This is a genomic window from Arthrobacter sp. AG367 (genome assembly GCF_007828995.1).
In the GTDB taxonomy this organism is placed as follows: domain Bacteria; phylum Actinomycetota; class Actinomycetes; order Actinomycetales; family Micrococcaceae; genus Arthrobacter.
Window position 1 is genome coordinate 932,748 of the sequence record NZ_VIVE01000001.1, and the last position, 22,556, is coordinate 955,303.

34 protein-coding genes are annotated in these 22,556 nt (G+C 67.0%); 3 read left to right on the forward strand and 31 right to left on the reverse strand.

Annotated features, from left to right (window positions below):
• Positions 1-151 precede the first annotated feature (151 nt).
• Positions 152-1,183 carry a hypothetical protein gene (locus FB478_RS04280; protein WP_056387464.1) on the reverse strand — a complete coding sequence of 344 codons (1,032 nt, stop codon included), beginning with the start codon at positions 1,181-1,183 and terminating at the stop codon, positions 152-154.
• A gap of 137 nt (positions 1,184-1,320) precedes the next feature.
• Entirely contained in the window at positions 1,321-2,277 is a 957-nt protein-coding gene (locus FB478_RS04285; RefSeq protein ID WP_056387467.1) for a hypothetical protein, read from the reverse strand.
• Positions 2,278-2,448: 171 nt separating this feature from the next.
• On the opposite strand from FB478_RS04285, the gene FB478_RS04290 reads away from it, so the two are divergent.
• On the forward strand, positions 2,449-3,006 hold the full coding sequence (locus tag FB478_RS04290; RefSeq protein ID WP_056387469.1) for a LysM peptidoglycan-binding domain-containing protein: 558 nt from the start codon (positions 2,449-2,451) through the stop codon (positions 3,004-3,006).
• Between the two features lie 70 nt (positions 3,007-3,076).
• On the opposite strand, the gene FB478_RS04295 is transcribed toward FB478_RS04290, so the two are convergent.
• From FB478_RS04295 to FB478_RS04325, 7 genes are all read right to left on the reverse strand, one after another.
• Positions 3,077-3,418, reverse strand: a complete 342-nt coding sequence (locus FB478_RS04295) for a hypothetical protein (protein WP_144599822.1) — start codon at positions 3,416-3,418, stop codon at positions 3,077-3,079.
• Entirely contained in the window at positions 3,411-3,713 is a 303-nt protein-coding gene (locus FB478_RS04300; RefSeq protein ID WP_056387475.1) for a hypothetical protein, read from the reverse strand. The genes FB478_RS04295 and FB478_RS04300 overlap by 8 nt, the downstream gene beginning before the upstream one ends.
• A gap of 217 nt (positions 3,714-3,930) precedes the next feature.
• Complete coding sequence (locus FB478_RS04305; RefSeq protein WP_056387479.1) at positions 3,931-4,458, reverse strand: hypothetical protein; 528 nt, start codon at positions 4,456-4,458, stop codon at positions 3,931-3,933.
• Between the two features lie 169 nt (positions 4,459-4,627).
• Positions 4,628-5,035 carry a hypothetical protein gene (locus FB478_RS04310; RefSeq protein WP_142938874.1) on the reverse strand — a complete coding sequence of 136 codons (408 nt, stop codon included), beginning with the start codon at positions 5,033-5,035 and terminating at the stop codon, positions 4,628-4,630.
• Positions 5,036-5,175: 140 nt separating this feature from the next.
• Complete coding sequence (locus tag FB478_RS04315; protein ID WP_144599823.1) at positions 5,176-5,814, reverse strand: hypothetical protein; 639 nt, start codon at positions 5,812-5,814, stop codon at positions 5,176-5,178.
• Positions 5,811-6,932 (reverse strand): hypothetical protein, encoded by a 1,122-nt coding sequence (locus tag FB478_RS04320; protein WP_056387487.1) that lies wholly within the window; start codon positions 6,930-6,932, stop codon positions 5,811-5,813. The genes FB478_RS04315 and FB478_RS04320 overlap by 4 nt, the downstream gene beginning before the upstream one ends.
• On the reverse strand, positions 6,932-7,408 hold the full coding sequence (locus tag FB478_RS04325) for a hypothetical protein (protein WP_144599824.1): 477 nt from the start codon (positions 7,406-7,408) through the stop codon (positions 6,932-6,934). The genes FB478_RS04320 and FB478_RS04325 overlap by 1 nt, the downstream gene beginning before the upstream one ends.
• Before the next feature lie 321 nt (positions 7,409-7,729).
• Between FB478_RS04325 and FB478_RS04330 the strand changes: the two genes are divergently transcribed.
• Positions 7,730-8,305, forward strand: coding sequence for an SDR family oxidoreductase (locus tag FB478_RS04330; RefSeq protein ID WP_144599825.1), 576 nt, complete (start codon positions 7,730-7,732; stop codon positions 8,303-8,305).
• A gap of 2 nt (positions 8,306-8,307) precedes the next feature.
• Positions 8,308-9,393 carry a hypothetical protein gene (locus FB478_RS04335; protein WP_056387497.1) on the forward strand — a complete coding sequence of 362 codons (1,086 nt, stop codon included), beginning with the start codon at positions 8,308-8,310 and terminating at the stop codon, positions 9,391-9,393.
• Here FB478_RS04335 and FB478_RS04340 read toward each other — a convergent pair.
• The 22 genes from FB478_RS04340 to FB478_RS04440 all read right to left on the reverse strand — a co-directional run bounded on the left by FB478_RS04340 (position 9,390) and on the right by FB478_RS04440 (position 22,553).
• A complete protein-coding gene (locus FB478_RS04340; protein WP_056387501.1) occupies positions 9,390-10,079 on the reverse strand; it encodes a bifunctional 2-polyprenyl-6-hydroxyphenol methylase/3-demethylubiquinol 3-O-methyltransferase UbiG in 690 nt (229 codons plus the stop codon). The two genes, FB478_RS04335 and FB478_RS04340, sit on opposite strands and share 4 nt — an antisense overlap.
• Before the next feature lie 160 nt (positions 10,080-10,239).
• Positions 10,240-10,587 (reverse strand): hypothetical protein, encoded by a 348-nt coding sequence (locus FB478_RS04345; RefSeq protein WP_056387504.1) that lies wholly within the window; start codon positions 10,585-10,587, stop codon positions 10,240-10,242.
• 28 nt (positions 10,588-10,615) lie between these two features.
• Positions 10,616-10,978 carry a hypothetical protein gene (locus FB478_RS04350; protein WP_056387508.1) on the reverse strand — a complete coding sequence of 121 codons (363 nt, stop codon included), beginning with the start codon at positions 10,976-10,978 and terminating at the stop codon, positions 10,616-10,618.
• Between the two features lie 108 nt (positions 10,979-11,086).
• Positions 11,087-12,388: a replication-associated recombination protein A gene (locus FB478_RS04355; protein WP_056387510.1), complete on the reverse strand. Its 1,302-nt coding sequence runs from the start codon at positions 12,386-12,388 to the stop codon at positions 11,087-11,089.
• Positions 12,389-12,391: 3 nt separating this feature from the next.
• Positions 12,392-12,844, reverse strand: a complete 453-nt coding sequence (locus FB478_RS04360) for a hypothetical protein (protein ID WP_056387513.1) — start codon at positions 12,842-12,844, stop codon at positions 12,392-12,394.
• Between the two features lie 29 nt (positions 12,845-12,873).
• A complete protein-coding gene (locus FB478_RS04365; RefSeq protein WP_056387516.1) occupies positions 12,874-13,188 on the reverse strand; it encodes a hypothetical protein in 315 nt (104 codons plus the stop codon).
• A 29-nt stretch (positions 13,189-13,217) separates the two neighbouring features.
• Positions 13,218-13,628 (reverse strand): WhiB family transcriptional regulator, encoded by a 411-nt coding sequence (locus tag FB478_RS21465; RefSeq protein ID WP_142133561.1) that lies wholly within the window; start codon positions 13,626-13,628, stop codon positions 13,218-13,220.
• Positions 13,629-13,830: 202 nt separating this feature from the next.
• The gene (locus tag FB478_RS04375; RefSeq protein WP_056387519.1) at positions 13,831-14,175 is read right to left on the reverse strand and encodes a hypothetical protein; all 345 of its coding nucleotides are present in this window, start codon (positions 14,173-14,175) and stop codon (positions 13,831-13,833) included.
• Entirely contained in the window at positions 14,172-14,657 is a 486-nt protein-coding gene (locus FB478_RS04380; RefSeq protein WP_056387522.1) for a hypothetical protein, read from the reverse strand. The genes FB478_RS04375 and FB478_RS04380 overlap by 4 nt, the downstream gene beginning before the upstream one ends.
• On the reverse strand, positions 14,657-14,998 hold the full coding sequence (locus tag FB478_RS04385; protein WP_056387525.1) for a glutaredoxin family protein: 342 nt from the start codon (positions 14,996-14,998) through the stop codon (positions 14,657-14,659). Before FB478_RS04385 ends, FB478_RS04380 begins: the two co-directional genes overlap by 1 nt.
• Before the next feature lie 58 nt (positions 14,999-15,056).
• Positions 15,057-15,449, reverse strand: a complete 393-nt coding sequence (locus FB478_RS04390; protein WP_056387529.1) for a hypothetical protein — start codon at positions 15,447-15,449, stop codon at positions 15,057-15,059.
• 283 nt (positions 15,450-15,732) lie between these two features.
• Positions 15,733-16,002 (reverse strand): hypothetical protein, encoded by a 270-nt coding sequence (locus FB478_RS04395; RefSeq protein ID WP_056387532.1) that lies wholly within the window; start codon positions 16,000-16,002, stop codon positions 15,733-15,735.
• On the reverse strand, positions 15,999-16,199 hold the full coding sequence (locus tag FB478_RS04400) for a hypothetical protein (RefSeq protein WP_056387535.1): 201 nt from the start codon (positions 16,197-16,199) through the stop codon (positions 15,999-16,001). The genes FB478_RS04395 and FB478_RS04400 overlap by 4 nt, the downstream gene beginning before the upstream one ends.
• On the reverse strand, positions 16,196-16,513 hold the full coding sequence (locus FB478_RS04405; RefSeq protein ID WP_056387538.1) for a hypothetical protein: 318 nt from the start codon (positions 16,511-16,513) through the stop codon (positions 16,196-16,198). The genes FB478_RS04400 and FB478_RS04405 overlap by 4 nt, the downstream gene beginning before the upstream one ends.
• 104 nt (positions 16,514-16,617) lie before the next feature.
• Positions 16,618-17,136, reverse strand: coding sequence for a hypothetical protein (locus tag FB478_RS04410; RefSeq protein WP_056387540.1), 519 nt, complete (start codon positions 17,134-17,136; stop codon positions 16,618-16,620).
• A gap of 89 nt (positions 17,137-17,225) precedes the next feature.
• Positions 17,226-17,525: a hypothetical protein gene (locus tag FB478_RS04415; protein WP_056387543.1), complete on the reverse strand. Its 300-nt coding sequence runs from the start codon at positions 17,523-17,525 to the stop codon at positions 17,226-17,228.
• Positions 17,522-17,695: a hypothetical protein gene (locus tag FB478_RS21050; RefSeq protein WP_156400143.1), complete on the reverse strand. Its 174-nt coding sequence runs from the start codon at positions 17,693-17,695 to the stop codon at positions 17,522-17,524. Before FB478_RS21050 ends, FB478_RS04415 begins: the two co-directional genes overlap by 4 nt.
• A 202-nt stretch (positions 17,696-17,897) precedes the next feature.
• The gene (locus FB478_RS21055) at positions 17,898-18,974 is read right to left on the reverse strand and encodes a hypothetical protein (protein ID WP_186447726.1); all 1,077 of its coding nucleotides are present in this window, start codon (positions 18,972-18,974) and stop codon (positions 17,898-17,900) included.
• A 98-nt stretch (positions 18,975-19,072) separates the two neighbouring features.
• Positions 19,073-20,941 (reverse strand): DEAD/DEAH box helicase, encoded by a 1,869-nt coding sequence (locus tag FB478_RS04425; protein WP_056387546.1) that lies wholly within the window; start codon positions 20,939-20,941, stop codon positions 19,073-19,075.
• A gap of 39 nt (positions 20,942-20,980) precedes the next feature.
• Positions 20,981-21,811, reverse strand: a complete 831-nt coding sequence (locus FB478_RS04430) for a hypothetical protein (protein ID WP_056387548.1) — start codon at positions 21,809-21,811, stop codon at positions 20,981-20,983.
• Positions 21,808-22,227, reverse strand: coding sequence for a dATP/dGTP diphosphohydrolase domain-containing protein (locus FB478_RS04435; RefSeq protein WP_056387550.1), 420 nt, complete (start codon positions 22,225-22,227; stop codon positions 21,808-21,810). The genes FB478_RS04430 and FB478_RS04435 overlap by 4 nt, the downstream gene beginning before the upstream one ends.
• Positions 22,224-22,553 (reverse strand): VRR-NUC domain-containing protein, encoded by a 330-nt coding sequence (locus FB478_RS04440; protein ID WP_071416422.1) that lies wholly within the window; start codon positions 22,551-22,553, stop codon positions 22,224-22,226. The genes FB478_RS04435 and FB478_RS04440 overlap by 4 nt, the downstream gene beginning before the upstream one ends.
• Positions 22,554-22,556 lie beyond the last annotated feature (3 nt).

A 22,556-nucleotide genomic window follows, 5' to 3' on the forward strand; every position in this document is an offset into this window, starting at 1 on the left:
AGCGCCGTACGGGACATGTCGGAAGCAGGGCCACAAGGCCCGGTGACGGGGGCGGTCGGGCTCAGAAGCCCACCGCCTCCCCATCCCCGATCGGGCTCCGCCCGATCCAGTCCTTGTTCCACCGCCAAACCGATGGGCAACCCCCAAAGGTTCACCCCGCCTCGGCGGAGGCTTCCCGTGCCGCCACCAGGGCAGCGGCACGGTCCAGCAGGAACGGCCTGCCGTTGCGCATCTGGGCGTGCTTGGGCCGAGGCTCGATCACCGCCAGCGAGGTCTTGTACAGCAGCCAGGCCTCGTCACCGGAGGAGAACTGCGCGCCGAAGGACCGGTAGGTGCGCAACGGCAGCTGCATGCCGGTGTAGAGGACACCCAGGACGGAGAACTCCCAGCGGGAGCGGTCGTTGTCGAAGTCCTCGGGCGTCTTCAGCCGGTCGCGGGAGCCGGCGAGTGTCTGCTCGACGATGGCCTCGGCGTACGGGATGTCGGGCATTTCGCCGTCCGTGCCGACGGCGGTCGAGGGGATGCTGATGCTTGGCTTGGCCTTGGCGGCGAGGTCTGCATACAGGTCCGCCACCGAAGAGAACCGGTCGGAGGCTGGTCGCGCCGCAACGTGTTCGACGATCCGCTGCGGCACCGGGTTGCGGGTGAACGTGCACCAATGGTCCAGGAGGACCTCGTACCAGCCGTGCTCCTCGCGCAGGACGCGCTTGTCAGCGGCGATCGGGAAGTCGTGGAGGTTGGCAGGCAGCGGGGCGACCAGGTGGAAGCCCCGGCCCGACATCGACAGCTCCGAGTACAGGATTCCGGGCAGGCGCAGGATGTCTGCGGCCACGTCCGGCGGGCAACCGGGCTCGACGTCGATCACGATCAGACCGTCGGAGGGGGCCTGCAGGTAGAAGGCAGCGTTCGCCGCGTTCGGCAGTGTGGCGGCCAGCTGGTCGAGAGTGAGCAGGCAGGTCGCGTCCAGGGCGAAAGCTCCGCGCAGGGGGCCTGCGTGGCGGCAGCCCGGATTGCAGCCGTCGAGCAGGTGCCGCACATCGATCGGTGCCTTGCGGCCGGAGTCCTCGTCGTCGAGCTCGCCGAGCCGGCCGGAGATGGTCCAGCGGCAGGCGGTCGCCAGGGCGCGAATCGCGGGGTTGTCATAGAAGCTGGGGAAGATCGCGCGGGGATCGACGGCGGTCACATCAATGCCTTCTTGTCGGGAGCGGATGAAAACAGGGCCGGGTTGCACTCCGGCCCTGAAAGACGAGACCCCCGTACGGCATGGATGCCTGCACGGGGGTCTCGTCTGGGGGTTCGGTCGGTCGGATCGGCCTTGGATCAGCCCTGGTAGGTGATTCCGGCCTGCTGGGCATCGCCGGAGCCGCCCCACGGGCCCTGGCCGGCGGGAGCACCCACGGCCGAACCCGCGTTCTTCAACTCGGCGTTCTCACGCTCGAGGCGGGCGAGCTTCTGCTCGGGCGTCTCCTGCTGCGGCTGCACCGCGGGGACCGGGGCGGCAACCGGAGCCACGGCAGGGGCCGCCTGCGGAGTCACCGCGACCGGTTCGGTCAGGACCTGCGCGTGGGCCTGGGCGGGGACCGGAGCCGCGACTGAAGCCGCGACGGCGGGCTGCGGGGCCGGGAAGGACAAGCCGTCCTCGACCTCGGTGGCGACCGGCTCCTCGCCGTTGCCGACGGCGGAGCCCGAGCCCGGCTGGGCCTGGACCGCGCGGGGCGGGGCGTTGAAGACGATGCCGCGGGCCGCGAGCTCCCCGCTGGCGACGCCGCCGGCGTTGTAGTAGCGCGGGGTCTCGTGCACAATCACCTGGTCGAGCGACAGGCCGCGGTTGGCGAAGTTCTTCGGCTTGTAGACGCGGAGCACGAGCGTCACGTCCAGTCCCTGTGCCAGCTCCTGGCCGGAGGTGTCCTGGTCGTAGGTGCCATCACCCTTCTCGGACGGGATCGCGATGATCGGCAGGTTCGTGCCCTTGGAGTCGATCGAGTAGTTCGCGCCCGAGGCTGGGTTCTTCTTCGAGGTGTAGCGGCGCTCGGAGACGAACTGCTCCTCGACCGTGGGGTTCGCCGGGTCGGCGAACTGCACCTCGGCCTCGGTGATCGTCGCCGTGGTGTGCGGCTTGCCCACGGGGCTCATGCCGTTCTGGACCTTGCGCTGGTCGCTGGCGGCGAGGGCAGCACCCTCGATGAGGCTGGTCAGCCGGGCGAAGGCGAGCTTGCCGCGGATGAAGACGCTGGTGCCCTCGGTGAGCTGGTTGGCGGAGATGGAGTAGTTGGCCATGGTGGTGGGTTCCTTCTGTTGAGTGATTCGGTGGTTCGTGGCGGCCCGTCGGACTGGTCTATGACTCGTCTATTCCTTCTCCTATTCTATCAAGAGGCACTGGACTACGAGTAGAATGTGCATGAGGACTCGAATGGTCACAAATGGTGAGCTGGATAGAGAGGGACAGGGATGACGGATACGATGCACAGGCCCGAGGAGAAGGTCGCTGATGCGGCTCCCCCGGCCCGGGTGGCGGTGCAGCGGCGGGACCGGCTTGGGCCCCTGGGCTATGGCGGTGGACCGGTGCTGGCGGCCGGGATCATGGCCGGTGGCGCGCTGCTGTTCGCCGGCTGGGGCGCGACGCAGCTCCTCACTGCTGACCGGAGCCCGGCGAGCGATGCGGCGGCAGCTTCCCAGCACGAGGAGGGCACCGTGACGGTGACCTTGCCGGACCGGGACCGCAACGGGGTCCCGGACGCCTTCGAGGCCAAGGCCGGTAACGGCAGCTCTGCGGACGGCCAGGGTTCGGGCACCTCGGCGTCGGGCAAGGGCGACGAGGACAAGCCGGCGCAGGTCCCCGAGCCGAAGCCACAGCCGCGGGTGTATGTGATCCAGTGGGGTGACACCCTCACGGAGATCTCGGCGGAGACCGGAGTGCCGATCGGGGCCCTGGTCGAGAAGAACCGGATCCAGGATCCGAATCTCATCTACGCCGGGGCCTCGCTGCTCATCCCGCCCACGGCGTGAGAGCAGGCCTGGGGCCCGGACTGCGCCGACCTTCAGCGCAGTCCAGGCCTCTTGCTGTGTCCGGAAACGGTCAGTCGGCGGGTCCTGCAAGCATCTTCTGCAGCGATCGCAGCCGCGTCAGCTCGGCCTGCATGCGGGCGACGTCGTCCGGCGCGTAGTCCTGGGGGTAGTCGAGCTTGTACTCGGCGAGCAGCTCGATCTTGGCGGCGAGGAGGTCCGGCACGCCGAGTTCGTCGATCAGGGCCCGGGTGAAGGCCCGGAACGCGTCCTCGTGGGTGATCGCCGCGCCCTGGGCCCAGCCGAGGGCTGCGAGGGCGGATTCCCCGTCCTCATGGGTGAGGCCCCGGGAGGTGACGACAGCGGCTGCGGCCTTCTCGGTGAGGCTTGCAATCGTTCCGGTCAGGTCAGTCATCGGCACCGCCGCCTTGCCCTGCGGCGCTGTCGCCGGCCGGGGGCGACGGGGTCTGGATGTCCAGCCAGATCTGCATGGCCTCCAGGACGTTCGAGACCCCGTCGCCTTCGTCGAGCGTGATCAGCTCCGTCCATCCCGACTGCGTGAGTGTCGAGACGGCGAACTCTTCCCTGGCCGCAGTCACCTGGTAGAGCCCGGAGCCGGCGACTTCGTAGATGGTCCGGCCGTGCCGGGCGGAGCCTTCGGCCCGTTCGTACTTGACGGGCAGCTGGGCTGCGCGGAGAGGGACGGTCATGGGCTACTCCTGTGGGTCGTGGCTCTCAAGAACAGACGATTCGGTAACGGTGGCCGCGCCGCGCACCGCGCGGCTGCGACCACCACGGAACGACCCCCGGGACCGGCGTGAGCCGGTCCACGGTCTTTTCCACCGGTTCCCCAGGGAAGCAAAAGACCCCGCCTCGGCCGAAGCCGGGCGGGGTCGATCGAGCGCCGGAAGAAGTGCTGCGCCGCGCTCAGGCGGCGTCTGTGTCGGCCTCACCGGGATCCTCGGCAGCGTCGTGCTTGTCAAACAGGAAACCCCGGGCCTGGCCGCTGGCCATCATGTCTCCGAGGTGCGCCAGGAGCACCGCGCGCTGCGTGGTCCGGCGGTCCTCCAACGGGTCGTAGTCGCGCAGGGCATCCAGGTTGACCACCCAGCCGTTCTCGCGTTCGACGGCTTCCTCAAGTTCGGAGCCAGCGGCGACGGTCATATCGGTGAAGTCGTGGTCGAACTCGGGTGTGACGTCGAGCCGCCGTGTCGGGTCGTCGATGTAAAGCGTGTCGCCGAACAGCAGCCCGCCGGAGCGGTCGAAGGCGGTGAGAAAGACGCGGTCGGCGCGGGAGGTGTTCTCGACATGCACGGCGGCCACGGCGTCGTTGGCGAGAAAGTCCGTCTCGCTCAGACGGGCATAGATGCGTGAGCGGGCTTCGTAGCACCACATGATCGACCGGGCCTCGTCGAATCCGCGGAACTCGTCGGAGGGGGGCTGCATATCGACCATCTGATGCTCCTTCACGGGCGTGATCACCTTAGTCCGGCGGGACATCACGATGTACGGAATCGCCGGGCTGTGGTTCCCATCCTGCCACAGGAGTGGAAAAGATTCCACTCAAATACCAAACGCCGGCACGAGGAAGACGTCCGCAGGGTGGTGGGACCCCGCGGCGGGATCAGTCTTGAGCGGAATCAGGGCTCTTGGGCGGGTCGTCGAGCTGTTCGCTCTTGCGCGCCAGCTCCACAATGGCCCGGATGCTGGCCAGTGCGCCGTCGCTGAGCCCGTGCACACGCAGGGCGATGGTGCGCTCCTGCGGGGTCAGCTCCTGCTCGGTGGCGCTGTCTGGCTCGTTCTCCTCCAGGAAGTAGGACAGGGGGACGTCGAAGGCGTCGGCCAGGGCTCGGAGGTGCTGCAGGCGGGGATTGTGGGCCTCCCCCTTGCGCAGTTGCTGCAGGTAGCTGAGCGACATCGAGGAGATGCCGCGCTGCTCCATTCTCTGGACGATTTCCTGCAGGGTGACGGGGCGACCGTGTGGTCCCGCCGTCTCCGCGAACAAGCGTTCTAGTCGCTGGGCGATGGTCACGGAGCTGGATCCTCCTCGTGATTTCAGACATGAAGTCATCGAGGCGAACGGTGCACGCGACGACACCTTCATACTAGTGGAAGATCTTCCAATGCGGTGGCATCGGCACATTTCCCGCTGCGCCGGAGCGGCGGGCAGTCCTAGCCGGCGGTGGGCATGTACGCACTGGCTCCGAGCATCACGGCGGCCGCCAGGCCGGATCCGAGTGCGAGCTCGAGGCGTGTGTGGTGCTTTAGCTTCAGCCGGGCGAAGGCGACCACGGGCAGCAGGGTTGGGAGGGCAAGCAGCCACCAGGGCGAGAGCCGCATCGCCGCGAGGACGACGAGGGAGGTGAAGCAGAACGCGTGCATGGAGACTTTTGGTCCCAGGAGGGTCACTCCCCCGGCAAGGACGAGCCCGACGACCATCGTCGGCAGGATCCACAGCAGCGGGCGCGGTGCGTCCAGCAGCACCGCCGTTGCCATGCCTCCAAGCACAGACGCCACGCAAACCAGGAAGACCCACCAGCGCTGATCGCGCCGGGTGACGTGTCGATCGGTGAGCTGCTCGCGCCGCACGGCGACATGGATGGTTGCTGTCGGGATCACTGCGCAGAAAGAGCCGATCAGGATGCCCCATCCGAGACCAACCCATGTATGCGGGTGGCCTGTGACGCCGCAGAGGACGCAGATGAGGAACACGGACACAGCGGGCGCGAACACGTCACTGAGGATCCGGGCGGCCCGGGTCGCAGGATCGCCGGCCGCGGGGATGCGGATATTCGTCCCGTTCCCGGTCATCGCCCGTCCGCCCCATTCATGGCACTCATCGCAACACGGATTTCGTAGAGGCTCTGCACAGAGGCGGCCAGGGTTTCGTCGTCTTTCAGCTTGAGCGTGCGGAGCCGGCTCAGGGCGAGTGTGAACCACCCGAGGCTGGGAACGGCGTTCTCGCCGCTGAGATGGCGCACCAGCCCCGCCGACAGGTGCGGATCCTCGGGGTGCTGCCTGTGCAGGGGTTCCAGTGCGGGGTCGTGGTCCTCGCGGATGAGTCTGAGCGCGTCGTGGGTTTCGATGGTGAGCCTTGAGAGCGTCATCAGCTGATCGAACCCCTGCCTGTCTTCGGGCGGAAGCTTTACGTCGGGGTGAAGAGTGGTGGTCGTTCGCCACAGAGGTACGACGACCTCGTGCGCGAGGCGGAGCGCGAGCCTCACCTGCGTTTCTATGCTGATGCGGCGGATGACCCCTGTTGCGAGTCCCAGGAAGAAGAAGCTGACAACGGTGACGAGGAGTTGTGTCCTCAGTTCAGTTCCGCCGACGACCGGACTGCCAAAGAGGTCCAGGAGTGATGAGCCGATGAACAGGGCAGATCCGATGGCCCCCGTAAAGACGAATGCAACCGGAAGGCGGGCGGAGAAGGGTTGGTTCTTCTGCGTCATGGTCCGCCAACAGCCGACGGCAACTACGGCAGTTGCCGCGGCGAATGCAGAGAGGTACAGGAAGTTGTAGGAGATCAGTGCCCAGGCCTGGCCGCGGGCAAGGGCGGCGTCGATGTCGACCCGGTCGTAGATGGTGCCGTCGGCATGGACGGGGATGAACCACACCAGCACGGCCTCGCCCAGGGCGATGATCCCGGCGAAGAGGTAGATGAACCGGGTTGCACGTCGTGAAAGCGGAGTCGCGCGGAACGTGAGGATGAGCAGCGCCACGGATACCTGGGCGGTCAGGATGGCAAGGCGCTTGAGGAGGTCGACGGCAGGTCCGTCTAAGGGCGGCTCCACGCCACGGCAGACCGTGGCCACGAAGAGGGCGGCACAGGTGACCCTGAGAAGGTTAACCCGGCGTCGGCGTCCTTGATACAGGGCAGAGACGATGATGATCAGGCCCATGGTGATACCGACAATGATGATCTCAGTCATCAGATCTCACCGTCCTCGTTTGATCCGGACAGGAAGGCGAGGACCTCGCTGCGTTCTTCCGATGCCCGCCGCTTCCGGTGCAGAGCATCCATCAGCCGCATGCCGGTGGTCTCGGCGCGCTTCTCCACCGGATCGTCGAACATGCTGCGCAGATGGGTGCAGTCGGTGTCGGCCCGGACGTCGCCGTGCAGGATATGGGCGAACTCGTGGAGGATTGTCTGCTCAATGTTGAGGGGCGGGAGCTCAGGGTCGTAGAAGACGTGGGCCACTCGTCCGATCACAGTAGTGAGGCCGCTGACCTCATGATGGCGCATCTCATCCGGGATGGGCCGTATCACGATCTCGAGTCCGCAAGCTGAGGCGATGGCTTTCCCGAGTGCTTCGAGGCTCAACTCGTTCGGCCAGTCGAAGAGGTCGAGCTGAGCGGGCTTCGGGGTGCAGCTGGTGGGACCGATCTTGGCAGCGCCTTTGCGCATCAGTCGGGCGAACAGGGGGTGACGGGGCTGGCCGTTCCGAGGCGTATCGGCGGTCGCAGCGGATGGAATGAAGGCAGGCATCAGCGTTCCTCTAAATAGCGAGAAGAGCGGACACCGCCTGTCGTTTGTCAACGAAGGGGTACAAGTCCAGTAAAGTTCCGTGTCACAACTTTACAACCTGGGAGGGTAAGAAAAAAATGAGCGACATGGGGAGAACTGCCCTGGTGATCGGTGCAACCCGTGGGATCGGGGCGGCCACGGCTCGAGCCCTGCTCTCCGCCGGCTACCGGAACGGCGGGTACGCATCGTACCGGGGGGACCGTGCCCGAGGGGGTGCTCCCCCTCGAGATGGATGTGCGTGACGGTAATTCGATCGCAGCTGGCGTCAAGGCGGCTGCCGCCGACCTGGGTGGTCTGGATGTGCTCGTCGTCGCAGCAGGGATCACCCGCGACAAGCTGCTCATGCGGATGAGCGAGGAGGACCTGAGCGAGGTCATGCAGGTCAATGCGATCGGGCCGATGCTGGCCTGCAAGGCGGCCCTGGGGCCGATGCTGCGGCAGCGCGGCGGATCGATCGTGCTGGTTTCATCCATGTCCGTGAAGTACGGCGTTGTCGGCCAGTGCAATTACACTGCCTCCAAGGGGGCATTGGAAGCGTTTGCACGATCGATGGCCAGGGAGTACGCAGCCCGGAACATCCGGGTGAACGTTGTTGCTCCCGGCGCAACTGATACGGACATGATGGCTGATGTTGCTGAGGAGGCACGGATGGCAATGCTGGAAGGAATCCCGCTGGGTCGGTTCGGGACGGCAGATGAAGTCGCTTCGGCGATCATTCACACCGCGGAGAATACCTACATGTCGGGGGCCACTGTGCAGGTCTCAGGCGGTATTTGATCATGCAGGTCCAGCTGGATGTAGGTTCCTGGGGCCTTTTCTGCGGAAGCGACGGCAAGCAGCTGGTTCTGGTGGACGATAAGCCCTGTGGTCCGGTCTCCGCTCGGAAGCCCACGCGTGCAATTCCCAGGCGTCTTCTACTTGATGAGAACCGCATCGCCCAGGTGATGCGCAGTGGCAATGTAATTTCCGAGACAGTCCCCCATGCGGACGAGCAGTGGGCAGTTGAGGTACGGCCCGTCTTCTCTCCACGTACCTCCACGGTGATCGGTGTCCTCGCCGGCGTGGCCAAAGCGGCTGATCCGCTTCCGGAACTACCGCTGGTCGGTGGCTGGGAATGGGAGATCGAGCGTGACGCCGACGGTCAACCAACACTGCGCCGGCGCACGTACTGGGACCGGAACCTGTTTCGTATCTATGACGTCGACACAAGCGTCGCCCAGCAGCGCAGTGGCTATTGGGAAGCCGGGGAATGGGCGAGCGAGCTCATCGACCAGTCCGACCGGATGCGCGTGAACAGCCTCATCCGCGACGGCATCCAGGACGGGCTGATGGGCGTAACGGGCAAGGTCCGGTGCCTGACCTACAACATCGTCACAGGTTACGGCACGGCTTCACAGGACCGTCGGCACATGCGCCTGGTCGGCGTGATTCCGCCGATCGAGCCCGATCACGACAAGATCTATCTGCAGGGCTTCAGTTACGAGGCCCCGGAGACTTTTCACGATATGGCCTTCGAGCAAGACGCCAATGCGGGGCGCGTGGACGACGTGCTTCGCGGAGTCATGGCCCTGGCCAAGGAACCGATGGCCGTCGTCGACTCTGCAACGCTGGATGTTCTTATGACGTCGCCATCGTGGCGTCGGGAAGACTTCGGGTATGTCGGCGGCCTTGGTGAATTTGCCATTGACGCTTCAGGTGAGTTGCACAGGTTCATCGCGGCTGCGGCGAGGGATACCGCTCGTTCTCAATCGATGGGTCTGGCGCTTCGCCGGGTCGACGGTTCCGTGCAGAATGTGCGCATCACCGCCACCGGAGTCAGGTCTGGGGCTGAAGGGCGGGATGCAGTCATCAGGCTCGACTTTTAGTCGAGTCCACCTGCCCCGCCGTTTCGCAACGGGTTTCGTGCACTGAACACCGCCACGGTACCGATGACGTCGACCTTCACTTGGTCGAAGCTTCGCCGCAGTGCAGCCTCAAGTCCTGCGGCGTCGTCTTCGCGGTTGTGAAAGATGCCCAGGCGGTTGTACAGGGCCATGAAGCCGCGGCCGATGAGGTTGTGGCTCACGCCACTGCCCAGGATGGTACTGCCGAACAGCACACCGTCAGCAGCGAGCCGCTCCCCTAGGTGTTTGAAAGCTACGCCCTTGTCCGCCCAGGAGCCGGGAACGCAGTGGAAGACGTAGTTCGCCGCGATGGAATCGAATTGGCCGAGAGCCTCGGGGATCGGTTCGAGGACGTTCGCGGTCACACCTCTGGTGCTTACGTGGGTGTGGGCGAGTCTGGACGCTGCGTGCTCCACGCTGTTTTCGTTGAGGTCCATGAGTGTGATCTCAGCAGATTCGGGGAGGTCGGCATTGGCGAGGTACCAACCAGTGCCGGGACCGACATCGAGATGGCGGGTGCCGATGCAACGGTTGTACTGGTCTAGCATGAGCTGGCTGGGGCATCGCCAGGCCAGCGAATTGGAGAACTTCACGACGAGCAGGTCGTAGAAGCCCAGCACCGGCTTGCTGTAGATACCTGCGCCGCGGCGCACTTCCTGGTCGTTCATGTGATCGGAGCCTATCGGTCGAGGTCGGCGAAGTGAGGGTGAGCAGGGTGGTTTCACGAAGGAGCAAGGACGGCTGTGCTGGGGTCCGTGTCCACTGGGTAGCTCTGAGATTGCATCCTAGTGGAAGTAGTTCCACTGGTGAAGTCGAGCCGGTGCGGCGTCAGCCGAAGACCAGCTCGCCGTAGCAAGCGGTCTGAAGGATGATGTCAAGGTCTTGGACGCAGCCGAATCCGAGCTGTTCGGACTCGATGGCGGCAGAGCAGCAGAGGTGGTACCCCTTCTGCTTGGCCTTTCGAAAGGCTTCCTTGATTTGGGCGGCCGACAGCTCGTAGTCCTTGGTCTTGGACTCGTCATCAGACTCTGGATCGTCAAGTGTGATGCTCACGTGCAAGCCGTCCTCTGTCAGCTTGCTCCCGTGGTACCAGGGAAGCGCGCCACCGAAGTAGAACTCTTCGACGTCCTGCAGGACTGAAGTTGCTGATTGGGTGAAGATACCGGTGTTGGTCATGTTTCCATTCCTTCGCGATTCCGTGCGATCAGGGCAAAATGACTTCGCGGGAGGCGAGGTCGGAGAGAACGGCCGGATCCGGGACCCGTGCATCGACGCTGTCCTCCTCACAGAGGGCATCGATCAAAGGGTGGCCTTCCAGCGCGCTGCGGGCTTCTGTGGGAGATGCGAAGACGACAGCTGTGCGGGGATGGAACTCCCGGTCGATGAGCACGTAGCCTAGTTCGCCGGGCTCGCGGCGCTGCATGCGCAGCAGGTCGAGATGCAACCGTGCCTGCGCTTCGACGGCGGCGACGTCGATACCAAGATCTGCTGAGAGTCGGTCGTCCACAGTCCTGGGCTTGTCGGACTCCGGGGTCTGCCTCGCGCGTTCAGTGTTGTCGTTGATCATGCTCATCCCCTCTCGTAGGTCTTGTGGAAGCCGACGACTTTGCTGGTGATTTTCCATGCAGCGACGATCCAGGATGATGCGGCCACGGTTCTACCTCTGGTCCGCGATCTAGTCGAGGGGGTTCCTGTCCTCCACGGTCATCTGATCGATCGCAGCCAACCGTCTGGCGATGGTTTGTTCGAAGCCATTGCCGGTAGGACGGTAATACTGTGTGCCGCGGACGGCATCGGGTAGGTATTGCTGCAAGACAACTCCGTGTTCGAAGTCGTGAGGGTAGAAGTAGCCTTCTCCGTGCCCGAGGCCCTTCGCGCCCGGGTAGTGCGCGTCGCGCAGGTGCACTGGCACGCTCCCGGTCCGGCCGCGCCGGACGTCTTCCAGCGCTTGGTCGATGCCGCGGATGACGGCCGGCGACTTGGGGGCCGTGGCGATTGCGACCGTTGCCTGAGCGAGGTTGAGCCGCGCCTCGGGCATACCGATCAGCTGGACGGCCTGGGCGGCGGCCACTGCGATGCCCAGCACCGAGGGGTCGGCCATGCCGACGTCCTCGGAGGCGTGCACCACCAAGCGCCGTGCGATGAACCTCGGGTCCTCCCCCGCCTCGATCATCCGGGCCAGCCAGTGCAGGGCCGCATCCGGGTCGCTGCCTCTCATGCTCTTGATGAATGCGCTGACGACGTCGTAGTGCTGGTCGCCATCGCGGTCGTAACGCTGCAGCGCAGCGCCGGTGACCTGCTCCAGCACCTCGCGGTCGACGACGCTCTTGCCTGCGGCCTGCGCAGTTGCGACAGCGGTCTCCAGCCGGTTCAGCGCCTGGCGGACGTCGCCGCTGGACAGCCCTGCAATGATCTGCAGCGCGGGGTCGGCGAACCCGATCCCGGTGGCTGAGAGGACCGGGTCCTCCTCTAGGGCACGCGAGAGCAGGTTCACGACCTCGCCGTCCTCCACAGGGCGTAGGACCAGCAGGATTGAGCGCGAGACCAGTGCCGAGTTGACCGAGAAGCTCGGGTTCTCGGTGGTCGCGCCGATGAGCGAGATGACCCCGGCCTCCACGGCGGGCAGGAGGACGTCCTGCTGCGCCTTGGAGAAGCGGTGGATCTCGTCAATGAACACGAACGTCTGGAGGTCGTCGTCGAGGGCCTTCTGGGCTCCGGCGAGCGTTTTGCGGACATCGGCTACGCCGGCGCTGGTCGCAGAGAGCTCGACGAAGCGGCGGCTGGTCTGGCGGGCGATCACCGAGGCGATGGTGGTCTTGCCGACGCCGGGCGGACCCCAGAGCAGGACCGAGGTCGCACCCTCGCCCTGGGCGAGCAGCTCGAGCGGCGAGCCGGGAAAGACCAGGTGCTCCTGGCCCACGATCTGGTCGAGGGAGGTGGGCCGCATGCGGGCGGCCAGGGGTTGGATGGCACTCATGGTCTACTCCTTGTTTGGTTCGAGGCGGGCGATCTCGGCCTCGACCCGGGCTTCTTCGCTCTGTGCCGCGGCGGTGCGCGCCCTGGCCTCGGCGAGCCGGGCACGCGCCTCGCGCAGCGCCTGCGCGTCCGACATGGCCTCGACGGCGTGGATCGCTTTGAGCACCGGTGCGGCTGCGTACGAGGGCACCCGGACGCCGATCTGCAAGTAGAAGTCGTCACCGTCAGATGCGTGACCGACGCTGGGCGGCCGGCCGAACGCTGTCGTGCACTCCTCGTTCTTGCGCGTGTGGATCCGGCCGGCGAAGACCTGGGCGGCGGTCACGCTGCAGTCCGCGACGGCGGCGTGGATGGCCCGGAGCACCGGCTCGACGAGCTGGGTGTCGGTGCGCTGCTGTGGATTGACGGTCGGCAGGAGTCCGGGGTCGAGGTGGCTGTCTTCGATGCGGGGGTGCATGATTGCTCCTTTTGCGGCGGGGGTGGCCATCAGCTCTCGATGCGCGTGAACGGGCCGGAGTTGTGGACGAACAAGGCGATGATCGGCGCGTACCGGGCGTCGCGGTGTACGCCGCCGGCGTCGGTCCAGCCGCCTTGGGCGTCGAGCGTCCAGCGGTCGCCCGTTGTGTCGAGGTACTCTCCCGGCTCGGCCGGGAGCCGATGCTGTTTCACCATCCGGCGGAGCTTGCGGTCAATGGCGGCGCGTTTCCTGGCCGGCATGGGCGCGCCTGTAGTCCGTTCAGGGGGATAGGCGTCCCCGGGCAGCATGTTCTGCTGCCTGAAGCGGCGCGGGAACAGTGGCATGGCGGTCCTTTCAATTGACGGTGCTGCGCTCAGGCGGAGACGGCGTCCTCCCGCTCCTTGTGCCGGGCGAGCACCCGGTAGACGGTGCGGTCGGTGACCTCGGCCATGTCGGCGATGGTCCGGGGGTCGATCCCTCTGCCGGCCATCGCGACGATGAGGGTGTCGCGTTCCTGCTTTTGCGCCTGGGCGGCGCTACGGTGTGCCACCGGTGAAGTCTTGATAAGGCGGTCGCGTTCGGCGGTGCTGAGTCCGCCCCAGATGCCGAAGCGCTCGTCGGCGCTCAACGCGTAATCCAGGCACTGTGCGCGCACCCCGCACTGGGCACAGACCTTCTTGGCGTCGGTGGTGTTGCCGCCCTTCTCCGGGAAAAACGCGTCGGGGTCTGTTTCTGCGCACAGGGCATCCCTGCGCCACTTCTCGTCGGGGTCCTCGCCGCTCATGACGGTGCGGCCGGGAGGCGGGTGTTCTGCTGTGCGTGCACCGTGGCTCCTCCTAGAAGTTGTCGTGCGTGTGTCGGTACTTCGTTCTCGGGGTGTGCGGGCACAGAGCCCCGGAGGATCCCATTCCTCCGGGGCTCTGTGCGCGAGGCTTCCGTCCTGTACTCCGGGGCGGCTGCGCCGCGCGCTGCTCCCGCTGTTCCTTTTAGTCACTGAAAAGGTGCGCGAAGTGTTCGTCGCTGAGGTCAATCTCGACACGCTGGCCCCCACGAGAGATCGTGAAGACGCAGCCCTCGTCAGCACTGGGCTGCCATGGTCCGCGCTGGAAGACCTCCCGCCAGACCTTGCTGGCGGCCTCAGCGGGCGATGCAGCATCCTGGTCGATCGTCCATCCGACGAGGTACTCCTCGCTGCCGGTGCCCTCAAACGGGTCGAGCTGATCCCGGGGGAAGACCTGGTCGAGCGCACGCTCGAAGTCTTCCCGGGTGGTGTCGCCGCCGGACACAGCTCCGCGGATGAGGTCGGCAAGGCTGTCGATGTGCAGGCTCATGGGGTTGCTCCCTGGGTTTTGGTTCGGGTGGGGTCTGCTGCGACCAGCGCGGCGATGAGCTCGAGGTCGTCTCCGCTGTCGGGGTCGATGAGGGTCCCGGCGGATCCGATGTCGGCCAGCGGCTGCTCGTGCGTCTTGCCTGCCGTGTCCCGGTAGACGAGCGTCACGCCGGACAGGTCCACGGCCGTGGTGCTTACCGGGGAGGACCCGGAGGCCTCGAACGCCGGCCGGATCGCCTCGATGAGCGCGATGAGGTGCTGTACCTCTGATTTCCGTTCGAGCAGCGCCTTGCGCTGGAGTGCGCGCTGCTCGAACCGGGCCAGGTGCGCGTCGCAGCAGGTGTCGGTCTTGTCGGGCTCGTCCTTGGGATAGGACAGCAGGTAGTGGTCCGTCTCGACGGATTTGTCGACGAGCGTGTCGAGCAGGATGTCGGCCTGCCGGGCGGTGATGCTGAGGCCGAGGCGCTGCTGCGCCGCTGCCATCAGGACGCCGCCTTCCGGTCCTCCGGGACGATGCCCTTGGTGCACAGCCGGACGAGGGCGGTGAGCATGTCCTGGCGGTGCCCGCCCCAGTGGACAGTGCGGCCGGAGGCCAGCTTGACGACGATCACGGGTGCCTGGGCGTATCCGAGGTCTTCGGTGATGTGGCGGTGGTTTTCATCGCCCTGCTCGATGTCGATTTTGGTGTACTGCATCGCGGGCTGCTGCCGATCGAACAGGCTCTTGGCCTTGTCGCAGTTGGGGCACTCCGCCGGCCCGTAGATGGTGATTTTCGGCGCGGTGTGGGCGGTCCGGGGCAGGTCGCCGATCGTGGTGGGGGTCATGGGACTTGGTTTCCTTCTCTCCCCTGCTGGGGTCGTTGTGGTGTGGAGGCCCTGGCTCTCAGACGTCGGGCTCCAGGTCGAACAGCCCGGGCTGGGCCACACGCTCGCGCAGCTGCCGGGCGGGTTCCTCGCCGAGGCGCTCGACGGCCTTGTCCAGGTCGCGGTAGGCCTCGGACTCGCCGAGTCCACCCATGGCCTCGATCTGGAAGTACAGCTCGGCGAGCTCCCGCTCGCTCAGGCGGTGGCCGAGCACTTCGGGGGCAGCGAGGTCGGTGTACGAGGCGCTGTAGCCCAGCTCCCAGTCGGACTCGGTCTGCTGCTCGGCTGTAAAGGCCACGAGGATGCCGTGGTCGGGCACGAGCGCGCCGACGAGCAGGTCCGCCAGCTGGTCCGGTGTCGGGCTCCACGGCTGCGCCTGCTGGAGGACTGCGCGGACCTTGGTCCGCAGCACTGAGTCGGCGTACAGCCCGGGCTTCCCGCACGGGCACCCGCCGCGAGGGGGCCGCGATCGATGGGCACCCAGAGCCCGTGGTCGTGCTCGAGGTGTTGGTCGGCGTCGTGCCGGGCGATGGCTGCTGGTGTCGACATGACCGTGCTGTGCTGCCAGCTGCACCCGATGCACGCCATGCCGTCTGCGCGCTGCTGGCCGTAGACGTAGACCTCGTGCTTGCCGGGGTGCTTGGCGCGCTTGCCGTCCGGCGTCGCGTCGACCCACCAGTCGGGCAGGGGCGCGTTCACGGCTTCACGTCCTTGGCTGTGCTGTGCATCTCGGCGAGATGGGCGATGGTGCGCCGGCGGAGCCCGTCGTAAAGCGCCCAGAAGGCGTCGTCGCGCGCGGCGAGCTCGTGTATCCAGCTGTTGATCTGTCCGTCCGGGAGCGCTGCGATCTCCGCCGCCTGCTCCGGATCGAGGCCGTGGGCCTCCGGGGCCTCCCGCAGCTCGGCGCGCAGTGACTCTGCGTCGAGCGCGATTCCGGTTGCGGGCCCTCGGTTGTTGTCGGTCATGGGTGGTCTCCTCGGTGTCGCTGCTGGTCGCGGATCGCCTGTCGCTCCCGCTCGCGGCGGGTGCCCTTGCGGGGCTTGGGGGTGTGCCGCTGCGTCGCACTGGACTTGCGGAGTTCCCGCATCCAGTGCGCCTGTTCGGGATTCGCCGACGGCCGGAAGCCCTCGGTGGAGTAGTGCTGCCTGCGCTTTCGGCTCATGGGTTCTTCTCCTCCGCCACGCGGGCGATGTGGCGGGCGCAGCCAGCCGCCCACGTGCGGGCATCGGCGGTCTGCGCGGCGGCCACCGCCTTCGCGGCGCGGTCGGCATCGATGGGCAGCCGATGCCGGATGAGCAGCGCCAGGGTGACGTCGAGCATCACGGTGCGCTCGTGGTCGCTCAGCTCCGTCTGCTCGGAGTGCTCGTGCACCCCACGGCGTTCGTGCAGGGCACGGTCCGCCCGCGAATCGAGCAGGGTCTGCTCGATCTCAGGGACGAGCTCTTCTGCGGTGGTCGTGGTGGTCTGGGGCGTCATGCGGTTCTTTCCGCCGGGCCGCTTGGCCCGGGATCGAGGAGCCCCGTCGCGACGCCGTCCCACAGGGACCCGGCCGCGGCGAGGCTGCGGTCGTGTGGTCTGGGTCAGTCCTTCGAGCCGTCGCGGAACTGGAGGTACTCCCGCAGGGTCGGCGCGTCCGCGCCGGGAAGCGAGATCCGGTCGAGGGCTCCGTACAGGTCCTCGTCTCCGATCAGCTCGCCCTCGTGGGCGACGACGGCTTGCGCCAGGCGGACCAGCAGGACCTTCATCTCCTCGGCGCGCTCCTCGTCGGCGGTCCGCAGGCGCTTGATGTCGATGAGGCGCTTCTCGCAGAGGCTCTTGAGGTAGAGCGCGCCCTTGCGCCACTCGAGGAACTCGATCAGCTGTGTGCTGTGATCCAGCGGGGACAGCCGCCAGATCTCGGCGTCGTCCTGGCGGAATGAGAGCTGCTGGTCGATGCTTGAGGCGGTGGTCTTCAGCCAGTGCTCGGTTTGGTTGAGGCCGGCCGGCGTGGTGGTGACCTCGGCCCAGACTGCGTCATCGCGCAGGCAGCTGCGCATCACGGCGTCGAGCGGGTCCTGCAGGCGTGGAGGTGCGGGGCGGGCGGTGGTCGTCATGGTCATGGCGGATGTCCTCGTCGGTCGTGTCGTTGATGGTCTGCGGAGCGTCGGCCCCGACAGCGCGCCCGTGGCGCTGGTTGTGGAATTAGGTCTCAGTTCCTGGTGCCGAAGCGCAGGTCGGGCCAGATGGGCTCGACCGAGACGCCCAGCAGCTGGATACGGGGGTCGCGGTCCTTGGCGCGTTTCCAGGCGCGGCGAACGGCTGCGGCCTTGTTCCGGGCCTTCTTCTGGTCGTCGAACGGCCCAATCAGGCGCGAGTAGGTCTGGGGGCTGGCGGACTTCAGGCTCTTGGCCTGCATCATCACCACGACGCCGTAGCCGTTGGCCTCCTCGGCCACCAGGTCCTCCCAGGAATCGTAGGTGCGTTCGGTCTGCGTGCTGTACGCCTTCATGGCGAGACCTCCTGGTCGTCGTGACGGATGTCGATGGGCCGCTCCCAGAGCGGCATCCCGTCCTCGCCGGTCTCGGCCGAGAACTCGAGGCGGACCTCCGGCTGGTCTATGTGTGCGCCGAAGTCCGACCAGCCCGCAGGCGGGAGCCGGTAGATGGGCTGCTCAGCCATGGGACTCGCTCCTTCTCGTTGTGGTGTCGTGGCAATGAGGGGGGACCGGGCCGGGACCCGACCCCCGGCATCACTGCCCCGGCACCCGGGTCGGCCCTGCCGACCCCGACGCTGTGCCCTCCGGTGACCAGCACCCGCAGGGTGCCGGTCACCGGTCGGTCATGAACCAGCTGCGATGCGTCCCGTCCCGGTCATCCTGGTCTCAGCCATAGGGCTGTTCTCCTGCGTTTCCGGGTTGGGTCTGCCGACGTTCGGCGGCCCAGGGGAGGCGGGAGTCCTGGTCAGCGGAGCACCAGAGCCCGCCAAGCGAGGCGCTGCGGTGGGTGTGGGGCAGGTGGTCCTCCCGGTCTCCGCACAGCCCGACGGGCAGACCGGCCGGGTCTCCAGTCAGCTCGGCGAAGCGCAGGCGGTACTCGAGCTCGGCAGCATCCGGGCTCCAGGCCTGGATCTCGATCCCGAAGGGCTGACCTGGAACCTCCCAGTCCCCCGCCGGCTCGCCCAGCAGCGCCGCGCGCTCGTCGAGCAGGATCCGCGAGTCGGCGTGCTTCACCTCGGCGGGCATGGCGGGGTCGATGCTGAACTTCTGGGCGATGGCGACCATGACGCCGTCCTCGACGGCCCGGTACTCCGGCATGTGAAGCTTCAGCGGGCGGACCATGTCGCCCACGTATGCCTCTGTCGCGTCGTGCAGCAACGCCCAGAGCGCATGCTCCGGGGCGACGAGTCGCGAGAGGAGTACGCAGTGCTCGGCGACGGACATGAACCGGCGGACGTGGCCGTTGTAGCGGCACTGCATGGACAGCGCGTGTGCGATGTCGGCGATGTCCACGTCCTCGGGCCGCGGGTCCAGCGGGTAGAACCGGCGACCCGTGTAGGTCTGCATCCAGTTGCCGCGCGGAACTACGGTCGTGGCGGGCCGGGCTCCGGCTGTGGCCATCCCTGCTCCGTGATGGCGAGTGACGCTCCTTGTCCCCCGGGCGGGGTCGAAGCTGGCCGGCAGCTCGCGGTCGAAGAGCTCCTCGAGCAGCGCGACGTCGGGGTCGACGGGTTCGTGCTCTGCGCTCTGGAGCCAGAGCACGCCGTAGCGTTCCCCGGTCTCGCGCAGCACGACGTCGTGCAGGCCGTCGTCGGTGTTGTCGATCGTGTAGTCCGTGTTCGGCCCGAGGGCCGGTGCGCGCAGCGGCTTCGTTCCGGGCCGCGCCTGCATGGCTTCCCTGGCCTCGGCGGTGAAGCGCACGCGCGCTCCGTCGGGCCAGGCCTGGTGCTTCGGGTCATTCATGGATCAGTCCTCCTCGGGCCGGGTGGCACTGGGGTCGGGGTGGTGCGCCGCGGAGCGCCGGCGTGTGGCTGGCGCTCCGCGGCGTCGGAATGGGTTGGTCAGACCCGTTCGGAGACCCACAGGTCGTTGAGGTCGTCCTGGATCTCCTCCTCGAGGGCGACGAGGATCGCCTCCTCGCCGGACACAGCCGAGATGAGGTCGTCCTGGACCTGCTGCTTCTCTGCCAGGACTCCGGGCATCCGCTCGTCCTGAGTGCCCTTGGTGATAATCCGGTGGATCACCACGGGCTTGGTCTGCCCCGTGCGGTAGAGACGGCCGTTGGTCTGCAGGTAGTGCTCGAGCGAGAACGGCAGCGTGTACCAGATCATCGTCGAGCCGCCGTCCTGCAGGTTCAGGCCGTGGCCGGCCGCCGCGGGGTGCAGCAGCATCACCTGGATCTGCTTGGCGTTCCACCGGCGGACCATCTCCCGCGAGCCGTCAAAGACCTGCGCGTCGATGCCCGCCTTCTTGAAGCGCGCCATCAGCTGCTCCAGGTCAGAGCGGAAGTGGTACGCGACCAGCACGGGGTCTCCCCCGCTGTTGCGCACCAGGTACTCGGCCATTTCGAGCTTCTTGTCGTGGATAACCTCGTACTGGCCCTTGGTCGCCGGGTCCTCCGGGTCGGCCGTGTAGAGCGTCCCCGAGGCGAACTGCATCAGTTTGCTGGTGAGGACCGCCTGGTTCTCGGCGACGATCGACTCAACGCTCTGGGTGAGCTTTCCGTCCTCGTCCTGGTAGGTCTTCACGACGTCGAGCACGAGGTCGCGCCTGAACTCCTTGTAGGCCTGCATGAGGTCCGGCGGGAGGGTGACGTTGGCGTCCTGGATCGTCAGGCCCGGCAGGTTGAGGTTGGTGTTCTGCGCGCTCATCACCAGGTGCCTGATGGCCTCATGGATCTCGGCCTCGGCGTTCGGGGTCGGGATCCACTTCGCCGGGGTGGTGGTGCCAGGCACCATCTTCGGGATGAACCACCGGTTGCGGAACTCCGTGATGGTCCGGCCCAGGGCCTCGCCCTGGTCGAGCAGGTAGATCTGGCTCCACAAGTCGTGCAGCCCGTTCGGGCTCGGCGTGCCGGTCAGCTCGATGAGCCGCGTGATGGCCGGGCGGACCGCCTTCAAGGCCTTGAACCGGGCGCTGCTGTGGGACTTGAAGCCCTGCGACTCGTCGATGATCACCGTCTGAAACGGCCAGATGAGGGTGTCCTGTCCGTTGATGGACTGGATCGGCATCTGGTCGACCAGGCCGTAGCGGCACTGCGCGCAGCCGTCGCCGCCGCAGCTGCGACAGTCGTGGCTCTCGCGCTCCAGCGCGCCGCGGGTGACGAGCTCGCTGATCGCCTCCTTGACCGCGGTCTTGGTGGGGGCTTTGGTTCCGGACTGCCCGGCAGCCAGCTGCAGGAAGTGTCCGATCAGCTGCTCCTGGGCCATTGGTCCGATCGTCTCGATGAGCCCGCGCAGCCGCACGGCCTCCGGTGAGATCCCGGCGGCGATGGCATCGCCGGTAGGGTCGCCGGTCAGCTGGAGCAGACGCGCACCCTGGGAGGGCTGGGTCAGCAACTCCTGGTTGACGAAGTACATCGTCGGCGGGTCGGAGAAGACTTCCCGAAAGCGTTCCAGTCGCTTCTCCTTGGGCAGCTTCCGGTCGTTCTCGTTGACGATGAGCGACTTGGTTCGGATCGGGAATCCCCATTTGTCGATCTCGTCGAGCCAGGTCGAGCGAGCGATCGCGATCGGTGCGACGACGAGGATGTGGCCCATCGGCCGGACTGTCTGCAGGACGCTGAGGGTCGAAAGCGTCTTCCCGGCTCCGACACCAAGCCAGGCTCCGGCGAAGGGGCGGCTGACGAGGAAGTCGTGGATCTGCTGCTGGTAGGGCTTGAGCACGATGGGCGCGGGTGACGGCTGCGGTGGTGCGATGGTCGTGGTCATGGTGTGCGGCCTCCTCTCGTGGGTTGTCGGCAGTCGGGATCAGGCATGGAATGCCTCGCGTATAAGGCCCAGGCGGACCTCGGCGTCATCGGCCCGGCGTGTCTGGGCGGCGAGCTCTGCCTCCAGCCCGACGATCCTGCGCTGCAGGGCGGTGACACGCGGGTCCTCACCCAGCGCGGTGCGTACGCGCTCAAGCACCGCTTCGGCAGAGGCATCCCCGACGGCCGCATCGGGTATGGGCGTCGCAAACGGCAAATCTTCCTTGGCCTCGGCGGTCATGTCGTCCTCTGCTTCCTGCCCGGGCTCGGGCGCGATCATCAGGTGTCCCCGGCGGCGGGTGGGCCGGGCCGTCGCGGGCTCCGGCTGGTCTTGTTCCGGTGCATCGGGCTGTGCGGGCGCGTCGACGGGCACGGCCTGGAAGGCCGGCTCCCCGGCCCCGTCGAACGAGACCTCGATGAGCTGGTCCGCAGGCAGGCCCTCGGGCTGGGCGTCGAACCAGCGGGAGAAGGCGGCTGGGTGCTCCACGAAGGCCACCGCGACGGTCATCTGCCGTTTCCCGCGTGGCCTGCGGTCTGCGGCGGATACTGCATGATCGGCCCGGTGCCCGCCGAGCAGCCGTTTCATGTCGGCACGGGCGTTCTGCGCCGTGCGGTTGGGTGAGGTCATGTTGCGCGGCACCGAGACGGATCCGCCGGCATTGTTGCGCAGGATGGCGTGGCCCCGGGACGAGACACGCCCAACGCAGCCGGCCCGCATCGCTTCGAGCACGAGCTCCGTGGCCTCGCGATCGAAGGTGCCCAGGTCGGCCCGGGTGAGCTGGCGGAAGGCCGAGGTGGCCTGGCCGTTGCCCTTGGTGACGCGGCCGCTCATCGGGCGGCCTCCGGGGTTCCGGCGTCACCGCGGGCGATCACCGTCCGGGTGCTTTCCGCGGCCAGGAGGTTGAACACCACGGCAGCCGCGTGGTCCTCATCGTCTTCGCCGCACATCCACTGCATGAAGTGGCGGAAGGCGCTGGCGCGGAACTCCTCCATCTCTGCGGCAGTGCTGGCCTGCTCCCAGTCGCGCGAGTCGTACTTGCGCGCTCCACGCTCCACGAGCGCGGCCGTCCTTGTGAGCAGCTGGTCCTGGTAGGGCACCTGAAGCGGTACGAGCAGGTCGAAGCGGGGCTGGCCTGTCTTCACCTCGCGCTGCATGCCGGAGGCGGTGACCCTGCGTGATCCCGAGTCTTTCGTTTCGTAGTCGCGGGCGGCTGTCTCCGGGCCCGCGGCCGTGGCTGTTGCGGTCATGATGCTGCTTTCTGCTGGCTCTCGATCCGGCGGTAACCGAGCACGTGGGTGATGAAGGCGTCGACGGCCTGCTCGTCATCCACGACGTGGATCTCGGCACCGAAACGGCGCATCTTGGCGTGCATGACGCGCTGGCGCTTCTCGAGGTCTCCGCCGGGTCGCTTGACCTCGACGAAGACCGTGCCGGTGGGCGTGAGGACGATTCGGTCGGGGACGCCCCCGCGGGCCGGGGACACGAACTTCAGGCAGAACAGACCGTGCCGGCGGCACTGCGTGAGCAGGTACTGCTCGACGGCCTTCTCCCGCTGGTTCTTCTTCCTCGGCATGGG